This is a genomic window from Thioalkalivibrio sp. ALE9 (assembly GCF_000377445.1).
Lineage (GTDB): Bacteria > Pseudomonadota > Gammaproteobacteria > Ectothiorhodospirales > Ectothiorhodospiraceae > Thioalkalivibrio.
On the sequence record NZ_KB898122.1, the window covers coordinates 355,325 to 366,949 of the forward strand.

Sequence of the window (11,625 nt, forward strand, 5' to 3'; positions counted from 1 at the left end):
TGGCCTCGGGAGTGGCGCATTGCAAGAGGCGGGATGCACGCCAGGGATTGGCATGTTGCCTGTGAACCGGCCACCCCTGGCCGTCGAACAGCAGGTGTTCCCGGGAGCGCCGCAGCCGCCCGGGGGTGGATTTCAGCCCTTGAATTTCACCAGACGACTGACCTGGATGTCGGAGATGAAGATCACGCCACTGTGCTGGTTGAAGAAGGGGGTGAAGCCCTCGAGGATCGGCTCGACCAGTTCCTCGGGTACGGCGGCGATGATCATGATCAGCACGTCGTCCTCGTTGAACATCAGATGGCCTTCGTGGAAGCCCTGGCTGCCCTTTCCCGAGAGGTTGCCCATGATGGTGTAGCCCTTGACGCCGGCTCGGTCGAGCAGATCGGTGGCAAAGGCCTGGTGTTCGCCCTCGAGAATGATCTCCAGCTTCTTGAGGGGATTCAGGTTCACGTCGTTCATGCGCGGGTCTCCTCCGCAGCCGTTGGATCGGTTTGGCCATGAGCGGCCCGGGGCAGCGGCTCTTCCAGCCACTGGCCGTCCGCGAAGCGATGGATCCGGTGGGTCTCGGGGTCGAGGATCACTACCAGGATCCATCCGTTGGTGACCAGGCTCCGGACCTTGGCGACGCCGTCGATCGCCGCCCGGGCGTGTTCAAAGGGCGCCTCGATGACGGCCAGCAGGCGGATCGGGTCATGGTAGGGCCGGCCGTCGCGCAGTACGGTCTGGGCGGGGAGGCCGGTTCGCAGGTCACTGAGGTTGCCGGTGATGACACCGAGGCGGCACGCCACGTTGTGGTAGACCTTGCTGCCGCTGCCATAGTGTTCGTTGTCGACCGTGGAGAAGTAGTGCTCCATGTTGATCCACTGGGCGACCACGAGCGGGCCGGTCAGGATATTCGCGAGCAGACGCCCGCGCGGGTCGAGGCGATAGTCGTAGGAGTGCAGGAAGGTACGGCCGTCGAGGTCGCTGCCCTCGGTCAGGTGGCGGCGCCCGATGATGAAGCCCGCGTTGCGCGCCAGGCCCCATTCGGGCCGCACCTGGGTCCAGTCCACCGTGTTGCGCTGGGCCATCCGCGCGGCCTGGATGGGCTCGAGTTCCGGCCCGCCCTCCGGCGGCAGGGTCTGCAGCCGCTCGGCGGCGGTGCGGCGCCGCGCTGCCTGCAACCCGTTGCGCAGGCGCTCGAGGTAGACGAGATGACTGGCGGGGAGCAGATCCAGGTCGTGCAACTCGATCGCGTCGCTGGTCGTGTTGTGGAATGCCGGCAGGAACCAGGCATCGTCCGGGATGGGGATGCCCTCGCGCCGCAGGCGCCGACGCACCTCCGGCTTGTTGCCCATATGCGCCAGGACACGGGCACTGACGAGGCCGTGACTCCCGCCGCAGGCACCGCAGTCGAGGGCGGACTCGTAGGGATTGTTGTGCGACTGGCTGCCGTGCCCGGTCAGGATGATGAAGCGGGAGAACTGTTCAGTGAGCCCGATGGAGCGCAGCGCCTGGGCGACGAAGTAGGTCTGCTCGTCGAGGGAGAAGCCGATGCGCCCGAGGCGTTCGAGCTGCATCTGCGCATACGAGCGATTGATGCGGTAGCGCTGTTGCAGGGTCTGGATAAAATCCGCCTCGGCGCGTTTGCCAAGGGCGAACGCCTGCGCGAAGTGGGTCTGCCCCGTGTGGCGCCCCAGGGCCGCCTCGCGCAGTTCGCGGATGATCGCATCGGTGATCGATTCGCGCTCGATGCCGAACTCCTTGTGAATCGCCTCCACGATGATGACCCGCTGCAGCGCGCGAACGACCGAGTCCGCCTGTTCTCGGGTGAGCTTGTCGACCAGCAAACGGGTGGACGGCTTGTCCGATTCGATGCGGTGGCGCCAGCGATTGTAGAGCCGCGGCGCGAGGGTCTTGCCGACCATGTCGAAACCGAAGAGCAGGCCAATGGCCTCGACCGTGAAGTAGGGCGACAGGACCGAATGCTTCAGGTCGTGCAGCAGGTGTTCCGCCGAGGAATACAGATCCGTCTCCAGTTTCTCGGCGCCGGTCGTCACCTCGAGGACCAGGTTCTTCGGGGTCAGCAGTACGGGACACAGGTGATCCTCGCTACCCTTGCCCAGCGCGATGAAGCTGACCGGGACACCGAAGAATCCGGCGATCCCGTAGGTCTGGTAGTCGCCAAGCGTCTCGAGCTGGCGGCGAATGCGTTCCGAGCGCACATCGATACAAAACAGCATCTGCGCAAAGGGGCGCTTTTCGCGGGGTGGCGCGGGAGTCGGGTGAAGGCGTGACAGCAGCGCGCGGCGGTAGGTTGTCTCCATGGCCTCCAGCCAGATCATGCCCTCGTGCCGTTCGAATGCCTCCAGTTCCGTCAGCACCTCGGCCAGGCGTTCCGGTGAGAGCTCGCGGAAGGCATTCGGTGTGCCGGCGCGCTGTGCCAGTTCTTCGAGGGCGCGTGACTGGGTCCCGGCTTCAGCCTGGCGCTTCTCGGGGATGTAAGCCCCGATGAGCCGGGCGATTTCGGCCGGCCGACCGCGCGCCACTGCGTCCTCGACGGCCTCGGCCCGCGTGGGCAGCACGGCGCCGGTGAACAGTTCGTGGCGCAGGAAGGATTCCGCCGGGCGCTCGGTAATCCGGGCCTCGAGTTCGAACCGGTTGCGTGGCATCCGACGGCGCCGCGCGTGTTCGCGGACCAGGGACAGTGACAGCACAAGGCGAATCGCCAGGAAGTCGACCAGGTCCGCTGGATATTCGCGGGCCCAGTGATAGCGAGGCGCCCGTTCGCGCCAGCGGATAAAGCCGGCCCAGCCGTGCAGATGGGTGAGTTCGCGCACGATCAGCCCGGGCCAGGACGGCTCGGGGATGCCGAGTTCGTCGAGGACGAAGGCGATGATGCCCTCCGGGGTGTCGCTCTGATCCAGGATTTTCTTGATGTGCAGGCCGCGCAGGAACAGCCGCAGGTTGCGCTGTGCAAGCTGGCTCCAGGCGGCGAACAGGCCCTGTTCGCGCCCGGGCATGGGCCAGGCGGACTGGCCCTCGTCGAAGAAGTCGAGGCAGGTCTTGATCAGGAGCTCGTCCAGGGTCTCGGCGATGCGGGTGTCGTAGAGGTGGTCCAGCGCCTCGTAGAGCGGCCGCTCCGGCGGGAACGCCCGGCGCAGGATGTCCTCGATGCGTTCCACATCCACGCCGTCCCCCGCGGATGGAACACCGCCGGCGAGGATGGCCGCCACGTCCTCCGCCGCGGCCAGCACGCACGGTCGACGGGCCGGTTCGCGACAGCGCGTGAGCAGGGGATGGATCAGCGCGTGGCCACCGGTGGCCTGCAGGGCTGGATAGCCACCAAGCGCCCGGTCGATCGCTGTGTCCAGCGCATCCGGGTCGATGCGGCCATCGGCGAGCAGCCACTGGTAGTCGGCGCGGGCCAGGAAGCCGCGCCCGTGGAACAGGGCCCGGCCACGCTCGATCGCCTCGGGGAAGGGGTGGTCCTCCAGCCCGTGCAACGGGTTGTGGTGGATGAAGGTGCGCATGGGCCAGAAGTTGGGGATCGGCTCGGCGGCCATGTGCACCATGGAGCGGATCTTCAGCTGGCGGCCGAGGGAAAGGGTCACAGCGCACCTCCGGTCCAGATGAGCCCGGCGCCTGTCAGGGCCACGACGAGACCGGCGAAGCCCCATGCGCGGGGGGCCGTCAGATCGGCAGCCACGGGTCCGCTGCGCGGACCGAATACCGTGCCCTGCAGCAGACGGGCCCCCGCCCAGCTCCATAGCAGCCAGATCAGCAGGATGCCAATGGCGAAGCCGACGGGCGCACTGCCCAGTAGGGTCAGCAGGGCGAAGAAGCCGGGGAACAAGGGCAGGGCCATTGCCGCGAGCGTTGCCACCACAATGATCCCCGAGAGGCGCGGCAGATCGCGTGCCAGACCGCCGTGGAGCCCCGTGTAGGCGGCTCCCAGGCGTCCGACGAGGACTTCGTGCACCACCAGCATCAGGACAGGGGCGGTGGTCAGTGCCAGCGTCACGGCGACGAGATCAACCGGCGCGGGTGTTTGCAGGGCGTAGAGCCAGACCAGGGGCCAGGCAGATACGGCCAGCATGGCGTTCCAGCGCCCGACCTCGCGCACGGTCAGCATCCGGAAGGCGTAGAACAGCGCACTCATCACGGCCCAGGTCGCGAGAATCGGACCTGGCTCCAGTTCGCCCCAGAGGATCAGGACGACCCCGATCTGGGGCCAGAAGACGACGAGTGCGAGCCGTACCGGCAGAGGCTGGGTGCTGACGGCGAGCCGCGTGAACAGCATCGTGGCCGGGAAGAGCGGCAGGAAGAACGCGGCGAGTATCAATAGAAACACTGACATGTCAGCGCCACCTCAGCCAGATATTGAGGCGTCTGGACAGGGCCAGCAGCCGGTCCGTGACACGTTCGTGGACGTCGGCTACATAAAGCTCGCGCGACAGCAGCGAGTACAGCATCAGCCGCGCGCCGGCCGGCAGCTTGTCCATCGGGCCCTGGCGCGTCCGGCTCAGGTAGGCCCCGATCCAGCCGAGGACGAACACCACGGCCAGCAGGACGACCAGGACATCGAAGGTGAGCTTGTCGATACCCGCCGCCGAGTAGAGTGCGTCACGGAATGCGGCATCCGGGTAGAGGAAGGCCTCGAAGCTGTGGCCCACGAGCACGTAGCCGATCACGATCACGGCGAAGGACAGGATGATCAGGGCCATCATGCGCAGCGGATTCTCGGTATCGAGCCGCTGGGCGGTGAAGAGCACCTGGACCCCGGTGATCCAGCCGAAGAACAGCAGCACGATCGCGCCCTGTTGCTGGAAGAAGCGCTCCGCAACCCAGGCATGTGCGCCGACCAGGATCACCAGCGGCACGATCAGCGTGACCGCCCCGATGATGAACCAGGGCACGCGTGCGGGGGCCGATTTGCGCTCCACGAGGAAGTCGTAGAGAGGCTCGTTGGGAACCCCGTCATGGCGGCGCGCGGCCCCGATCACGTTGCCGGCTCCGAGGAACAGGGTGCCCTTGAACAGGCCGTGGGCGATCAGATGAAAGATCGACAGCGCGAAGGCGCCGGCACCGGTTTCCATCACCATGAAGCCCATCTGCCCCATGGTGGAGTAGCCCAGCGACTTCTTGATGTCGTTCTGCGAAAGCATCATCAGCGAGCCGATCACGGCGGTCAGCAGGCCCACGATGAAGAGCAGATGGAGGACCTCGCTACTGTGGACAAACACCGGGGCGAAGCGGTTGATGATGATGCCGCCGGCGTTGACGATCCCCGCATGCATCAGGGCCGACACGGGCGTGGGCCCCTCCATGGTGTAGGGCAGCCAGGTGTGCAGCGGGAACTGGGCCGACTTCGCGAAGGCGGCCAGCGCCACCAGGAAGGCCACCGTCCCGGTGACGGGCAGCCCCATGACGGTGCGGGCATCGGGGCTTTCGGCGATACGGTCGAAGAGGGTGGGCAGGTCGAGTACGCCGTAGGCCTGGAACAGGATCACGGTGGCCAGCACCAGCGGCAGGTCCCCCAGACGGTAGGTGATGAACGTCCAGAAGGCGTAGCGCTGCGCGCGCGGCGGTTCGGTGTTGTGCGTAAGCAGGAAGTAGAGGACTACCCCGATCAGGTGCCAGCCGATCAGGAGGGTGATCAGGTCGCCGGCCATCACCATCAGGAGGATGGATCCAGTCATCAGGTCCAGCAGCATGAAGAAGCGGGCGTACCCGGGCTCCTCGAACATGTAGCGGATCGAGTAGACGTGCACCACCAGGCTGATCCCGGCCACGACCAGCGCCATGATGGCGCTGAGCGGGTCCAGCTGCAGGCTGCCCCAGCCGTTGGCCAGGCCCATCCACTGCGGCCCGGTGTCGCCCGCGATGTAGAGCGCCAGCTGGAACGCGGCGATCCCTACGACGATGACGTTGATCCCCACGCTCAGGCGCGCGACCCGGTGGCCCAGCCGGCCCGCAAGGAGGTGAACCAGCAGTGCTGCCAGAAAGGGCAGCAGGGCGATCAGCCACTGCAGTTCCATCATCGTCCCACCCCGCTCTTTCGGGTAACGCCCCGCGTGTTGCGGGTCGTCCACCTCCGATCGCGTCCTGCCCGAGGCCTGCACGGCGCCCAGCTTGGGAAAACGCCGGGAGCACTACCGAGGCGTCATCGAAACCCGGTTGCTACGCTAAAAGTACGGGTCGGGGGCATGATTGCGCAAACGGCGCATTCCCGGGAGCCGGCCCGTGGAAAATATAGAAGGAGATGCGTTGCGCCGCACCTGAGGGCTGGCTGTAGGGGCACGATCGAAGGCGTTCCTACGAACACAAGGAACGGAATGACTCGCGAAGCCAGGTACTAATCGGGCACGAGGAGCCCAATTGGCGTAATTCGGGTTTGTCACAGGAGTGGCACGAGCCCTGAGCCAGAACGAAAAAGGGACCAGCGACTGTAAGTCACGGATCCCTTTCTCCGAAATCTGGCGCGCCCGAAAGGATGGCGGCGACGCGGTACGTGTTGACCTCCCGGCTGCCGGCTGTGGGCTGACACGTTCCTCGCTGCGCTCGGGGTCGAACCGTATTGTTGAACGGAGGTTCGAATCCTTTGTGCTGGCCCAAACGAAAAAAGGCACCCGGCTGTGGGTGCCTTTTCTCTGGAATATGGCGCGCCCGGAAGGATTCGAACCTCCGACCACCTGGTTCGTAGCCAGGTACTCTATCCAGCTGAGCTACGGGCGCATCGTCTGAAGGCGCGCATTATCGCGATTGGTCCCGGGGGATGCAAGCCATCGGGACGGATTCTTTGTTTTTCGGCCCGTCTCAGCTCCGGGGGATGGGGTGGTAGGGCGTGCTGCGCACGCGGTCGTGCTCGACCATGCGGTAGTGGACGAAGTCGTCCTTGTCGTGGAAGTGCAGGAAGGGGTTGCCGGCGTCCTGTTCTTCCAGTGTGGATTCGGCTTTGTCGGCGTAGTTGTGGCCCGGGTGGATGCAGGTATGCGCCGGCAGGCCTTCACGCAGACCGTTCAGGGTATGGAACATCTGTTCCGGGTCGCCGCCGGCCAGGTCGCAGCGACCGCAGCCGAAGACGAACAGGGTGTCCCCGGTGATGAGGTCGTCGCCCGCGGGCATGTGAAAGCAGGCAGAGCCGGGCGTGTGGCCGGGCGTATGCAGGAAGCGGATCTCGGTATCGCCCAGGCGCATCGCATCGCCGCCGTGGTGCAGCTCCGGGCGTTCCAGTTGCTTGCCCCAGAATTCGGCCTCCGGCTTGAGCAGGTGCAGCCGGGCATTCGGGTATTGCTCCAGGATGGCCTCGACGCCGTTGATGTGATCGTGATGGCTGTGAGTCAGCAGGATGTCGGAGATCTCGACGTCGTTCTCCCGTGCCTGACGGATGATCGCCTCGGGCTCCCAGGCGGGGTCGACCACGGCGCCGCGGTGACTGGCGCGATCCTCGATCAGGTAGACGAAGTTCTCCATGGGGCCGAGTTCCTGGCGGTGGATGCGGTAGGGCAGTTGGTTCCGGTCCATCGGGATCTCCGTGAGTCGTTGGCGCTTTGGTATGGTCTATCGGGTTCCTATCCTGTGCCGAGAAGGAGTCCGATGCCAAATTCCGAAAGTTCCCCTGCCGATTCCGCTTCCGTCGATGCGGAGGCGGACTGGGAGGCCCGCTATCAGGCGGGCTCGACCCGCTGGGATCGCGGTGGGCCCAGCCCCTCGCTGGAGCAATGGTTGCAACGCACCGCCCTGAAGCCGGGGGCCCGTATCGTGGTGCCCGGCTGCGGGTTTGGCCACGAAGTCCCGACCCTGGCGGCACGGGGCTTTCGCGTGATTGGACTGGACGTGGCGCCAACGCCCGTCGAACAGCTGCGGAGCGATCTGGACCATGCCGGCCTGGAAGCCGATGTGGTTCAGGCCGATATGCTGTCCTGGCGGCCGGAGGCACCGGTAGACGGGGTTTACGAGCAAACCTCCCTGTGTGCCCTGCCGCTCGCTCAGTGGCCGGCCTATGAACGCCAGCTGCACGCCTGGTTGCGCCCGGGCGGTGAGCTGTTTGCGTGTTTCATGCAGACCGGCCGGGAGGGTGGGCCGCCCTTCCATTGCGCGCTGCCGGCCATGCGGGAACTGTTTCCGGCGGATCGCTGGGACTGGCGTGACGAGGCGGGTCGCACCGATCACACCAACGGCAAGTACGAGCTTCTGCACCGCCTGATCCGGCGTTAGTGCAGGGGGGGCAGAATGCTTTGATCGCGGGGTATCTCCCGTCGTCCAGTGCGGGAGAGCGGGTGAAGCGCGCCAGCATGATCTAGATTTCGGTAAGGAAGGATTCACATGCCGCCCCGGCCGGCGAACCCTTCCGTCCACCCGAATCAGGAGAGCGCGATGAAAGTCTGGATGCTGGTGTTGCTGTTGATGCTGCTGCCGTTGCCTCTGGCTGCGTCGGATTCCACCGATGTGGAGGAGCTGGATCGCGAGACCCTGCAGCAGATGGTTCGACACAGCGTGGAGCTGGTGCGCATCGAGGATGGCGTAAGCATTGATGACGCTATCGAGTCGATGAAGCTGCGGGCCAACCTGCGCAATTTCCAGGAGGTCGCGGATCTGCCGCTGTCCGAGCAGGTGCGGGCGATGGGGGGCGAGGGCAACTACATGCGCATCCTGGCCTTCTGTGATGCGCTGATTGCCAATCAGATGGTGCAGCACGACATCATCTTCGCCAGCTTTCTGCCTTGCCGGATCGCCGTGGTGGAGGACGACGAGGGGCAGGGCTGGATCGTGACCACCAACATGGACATGATGCTGCACGCGACGGACCTGCCCGAGGACCTCGAGGCGACCGCGCGCGAGGTCCGCGACACGATCTACAGCATTGTCGAGGCGGGCCGTACCGGCGATTTCTGACGCTGTAAACGAAAAAGCCCGCGACACCCAGAGGTGTCGCGGGCTTCTGGCCTGAGCCAGCCGTCGTCTTCGCGGGTTGGGGCGGGTTAGCCGTTCGCGACCTTGCGCTTGATCATCAGCGTGCCGTCCGCGCGTGGACCGGAGGCCTTCGGGGACCCCGTGCCCTTGCCGGCGGGGCGTTTGCCCGGCGCCGCATAGGCCGGGCGCTTGCGGTTGGCCGGGGCCGGGCCGCGCTTGGCGGGTGCCGGCTTGCCCATGGGCCGCGACTTCCGGGCCGCCGGCTCGGACCGCTCATTGCGGGATTTGCCGGGCTTGCGCGCGGGGGCGGGCCGTGCGTCGTCCTGGTGGGCCGACTGGCCGGGGCGGGGCGCCTGGCGGGTCAGCTCCAGCTTGCGATTCGCGACGTGGATGTTGCCCAGGCGGCGAATGGCAGCCTCGTCCAGCGAGGCCGGTAGATCGACATGGCTGTGGTCGTCGCGCAGCCCGATGCGGCCGATGTCGCGGCCGTTCAGCCCGCCCTCATTGGCGAGTGCGCCGACGATGGCGCCCGGTGCCACACCGTTGTTGCGGCCCACGGGCATGTAGTAGCGCACCATATCCGCTTCCGGCTCGCGATCCTTGCCGCGTGAGGGGCGCTCGCCCCGGGGCTTCGCGTCGCGACGACTGTTGCCGCGGTCGGCATGGGGCGCGCGGGCGGCGGCCAGCAGCGGGTCGGTACCCTGACGGGCGTTGGCATCCAGCGGGCTGTCGGCGGTGGCAAGGGCGACCAGGGCCAGGGCCAGGTCGCGTTCGGATACCGTGCCGTCGGCCAGCAGGCGCTCGACCAGGGCGTCGTGCGCGCTGGCCTGTTCACTGCCCAGCAGGGCCTGGACTTGTTCCGCGAAACGCGCCTCGCGACGGGCCTGGACGGCCTGGCGATCGGGAAGCGGCTGCTCGCGGACCGGCTTGCCGGTCAGGCGTTCGATGTCCTTGAGCATGCGGCGCTTGCGCGGCTCCAGGAACAGGATCGCGCGGCCCTTGCGCCCGGCACGGCCGGTACGGCCAATGCGGTGCACATAGACCTCGGCATCGCCGGGGGCATCGAAGTTGAAGACGTGGCTGATGCGCGGCACATCGATGCCGCGGGCGGCGACATCGGTCGCAACGATCACGTCCAGGCGGCCGTCGCGCAGGTCGCTGACGACGCGCTCCCGTTCGCCCTGTTCCATGTCGCCGTTCAGGGCCGAGGCCTTGATGCCGGCGAGGCCGAGGGCGTCGGCGATCTCCACCGTGGAGGCCTTGGTGCGGGCGAAGACCACCGCGCCATCCAGGTCTTCTTCGGTTTCCATCAGCCGGGTCAGGGCCTCCAGCTTGTGGCGGGCGTCGACCAGGCAGTAGCTCTGGTCGATATCGGTGCCGGCCTCGTTGCCGGCACCAATCTTGATCTCTTCCGGCTCGCGCATATGGCGATGCGCGATACGACGAATCGGGCCCGGCATGGTGGCCGAGAACAGGGTCGTCTGACGCGCTTCCGGGGTCTGCTCCAGGATCCACTCGATCTCTTCGACAAAGCCCATGCGCAGCATCTCGTCGGCCTCGTCCAGCACCACGACCCGCAGGGCCTCCAGGCTCAGCGTGCCCCGCTTGATGTGGTCCACCACGCGGCCAGGGGTGCCGACCACGATTTGCGGGCCCTTGCGCAGGGCGCGCAGCTGCTCGCCCATCGGCTGACCGCCGTAGACGGGCAGCACGTCGATGCCGTCGAACCCGGAGGCGAATTCGGTCAGCGCGCCCGCGACCTGATTGGCCAGTTCGCGGGTCGGGGCCAGCACCAGTGCCTGGGGCACGCGCTCGCCGGCGTCGATCAGGTCGATCAGCGGCAGGCCGAAGGCGCCGGTCTTGCCGGTGCCGGTCTGGGCCTCGCCCAGGACGTCGCGGCCTTCCAGCAATGCAGGGATGCAGGCGGCTTGAACCGGGGTCGGGGTGGTGAAGCCCATATTCGACAGGGCACGAACCAGCGACTCGGAAAGCCCGAGCTGGGAGAAGGAGGGGGAATCGGACATTGGGGGGTACTCACACAGGCCGGAAACAAAGGCCCGGCGAAAATCGGATGGCAACTGCCAACCCGGCATCATACACGAATCGAAGCCCTAACAAGCGAAAACTTCGGGACTTTCTTGGGGGCGTCCCTGCCTGGCAGTCGTTCCTGGGCGGGGACGAGATCGAACGTGATGCTGATCGTCCCTCGTTTGGAGGCCAGGCGCGCGGGCGGATCGAATCGTTTTGGGGCGCCGCCGAAATATCCAATGGGCTCGCTGCGTCTTACCGGTGGGGCCGCATATGGCTGGCTCGGTCGAATTGCCCAACCTGCGTGGTCGGGATATAGTTCGCCAACCCTGATTTGCTGGATGCAATATGTCGCTTAAACCAACGGATTTGTTCAACCTGCTGGCGGACGAGACACGGCTGCGGTCGCTGTTGCTGATGCAGGCGGAAGGGGAACTGTGTGTGTGCGAGCTGACGCATTCTCTGGAGATGTCCCAGCCGAAGGTGTCGCGTCACCTGGCGGCCTTGCGTCAGCACAAGGTGGTGCGGACGCGGCGGGAGAGCAACTGGATCTATTACCGGATTGCGTCCGATTTGCCGGAGTGGGCGGGCGCGACCCTGCAGGCCGCCGAACGCGCGGCGGCGGGAGCGGAGCCCTATGCGGGGGACCGGTCGCGGCTGGCTACCGCGCCCAGCCGTGCCGAGTTCCTCGACTCGGCTTGA

At 66.4% G+C, this 11,625-nt stretch carries 9 protein-coding genes and 1 tRNA gene; 3 read left to right on the plus strand and 7 right to left on the minus strand.

Annotation, left to right across the window (positions count from 1 at the left end; all coding sequences use genetic code 11):
- Positions 1–132: 132 nt before the first annotated feature.
- From D106_RS0101710 to D106_RS0101735, 6 genes are all read right to left on the minus strand, one after another.
- Positions 133–459 carry a P-II family nitrogen regulator gene (locus D106_RS0101710; RefSeq protein WP_018867364.1) on the minus strand — a complete coding sequence of 109 codons (327 nt, stop codon included), beginning with the start codon at positions 457–459 and terminating at the stop codon, positions 133–135.
- Entirely contained in the window at positions 456–3,593 is a 3,138-nt protein-coding gene (locus D106_RS0101715) for a DUF2309 domain-containing protein (RefSeq protein ID WP_018879003.1), read from the minus strand. Before D106_RS0101715 ends, D106_RS0101710 begins: the two co-directional genes overlap by 4 nt.
- On the minus strand, positions 3,590–4,339 hold the full coding sequence (locus tag D106_RS0101720) for a hypothetical protein (protein ID WP_026280535.1): 750 nt from the start codon (positions 4,337–4,339) through the stop codon (positions 3,590–3,592). Before D106_RS0101720 ends, D106_RS0101715 begins: the two co-directional genes overlap by 4 nt.
- A gap of 1 nt (position 4,340) precedes the next feature.
- Positions 4,341–6,023, minus strand: coding sequence for an NADH-quinone oxidoreductase subunit L (locus tag D106_RS0101725; RefSeq protein ID WP_018879005.1), 1,683 nt, complete (start codon positions 6,021–6,023; stop codon positions 4,341–4,343).
- A 617-nt stretch (positions 6,024–6,640) separates the two neighbouring features.
- Positions 6,641–6,717 (minus strand) — tRNA-Arg (locus tag D106_RS0101730).
- Positions 6,718–6,798: 81 nt separating this feature from the next.
- A complete protein-coding gene (locus D106_RS0101735; protein WP_018875347.1) occupies positions 6,799–7,506 on the minus strand; it encodes an MBL fold metallo-hydrolase in 708 nt (235 codons plus the stop codon).
- Between the two features lie 72 nt (positions 7,507–7,578).
- Here D106_RS0101735 and D106_RS0101740 point away from each other — a divergent pair, with 72 nt between their 5' ends.
- The gene (locus D106_RS0101740) at positions 7,579–8,199 is read left to right on the plus strand and encodes a methyltransferase domain-containing protein (protein WP_018879006.1); all 621 of its coding nucleotides are present in this window, start codon (positions 7,579–7,581) and stop codon (positions 8,197–8,199) included.
- 159 nt (positions 8,200–8,358) lie between these two features.
- Entirely contained in the window at positions 8,359–8,877 is a 519-nt protein-coding gene (locus D106_RS0101745; protein WP_018875348.1) for a DUF302 domain-containing protein, read from the plus strand.
- Positions 8,878–8,963: 86 nt separating this feature from the next.
- On the opposite strand, the gene D106_RS0101750 is transcribed toward D106_RS0101745, so the two are convergent.
- Positions 8,964–10,919 (minus strand): DEAD/DEAH box helicase, encoded by a 1,956-nt coding sequence (locus tag D106_RS0101750; protein WP_018879007.1) that lies wholly within the window; start codon positions 10,917–10,919, stop codon positions 8,964–8,966.
- A 352-nt stretch (positions 10,920–11,271) separates the two neighbouring features.
- Between D106_RS0101750 and D106_RS0101755 the strand changes: the two genes are divergently transcribed.
- Entirely contained in the window at positions 11,272–11,625 is a 354-nt protein-coding gene (locus D106_RS0101755) for a metalloregulator ArsR/SmtB family transcription factor (protein WP_026280536.1), read from the plus strand.

Excerpts from the sequence above, each read along its gene's own strand:
- D106_RS0101725 (WP_018879005.1), bottom strand. The coding sequence starts at position 6,023 with ATGATGGAACTGCAGTGGCTGATCGCCCTGCTGCCCTTTCTGGCAGCA.
- D106_RS0101750 (WP_018879007.1), bottom strand. The coding sequence starts at position 10,919 with ATGTCCGATTCCCCCTCCTTCTCCCAGCTCGGGCTTTCCGAGTCGCTG.
- D106_RS0101755 (WP_026280536.1), top strand. The coding sequence starts at position 11,272 with ATGTCGCTTAAACCAACGGATTTGTTCAACCTGCTGGCGGACGAGACA.
- D106_RS0101720 (WP_026280535.1), bottom strand. The coding sequence starts at position 4,339 with ATGTCAGTGTTTCTATTGATACTCGCCGCGTTCTTCCTGCCGCTCTTC.
- D106_RS0101740 (WP_018879006.1), top strand. The coding sequence starts at position 7,579 with ATGCCAAATTCCGAAAGTTCCCCTGCCGATTCCGCTTCCGTCGATGCG.
- D106_RS0101735 (WP_018875347.1), bottom strand. The coding sequence starts at position 7,506 with ATGGACCGGAACCAACTGCCCTACCGCATCCACCGCCAGGAACTCGGC.
- D106_RS0101710 (WP_018867364.1), bottom strand. The coding sequence starts at position 459 with ATGAACGACGTGAACCTGAATCCCCTCAAGAAGCTGGAGATCATTCTC.
- D106_RS0101745 (WP_018875348.1), top strand. The coding sequence starts at position 8,359 with ATGAAAGTCTGGATGCTGGTGTTGCTGTTGATGCTGCTGCCGTTGCCT.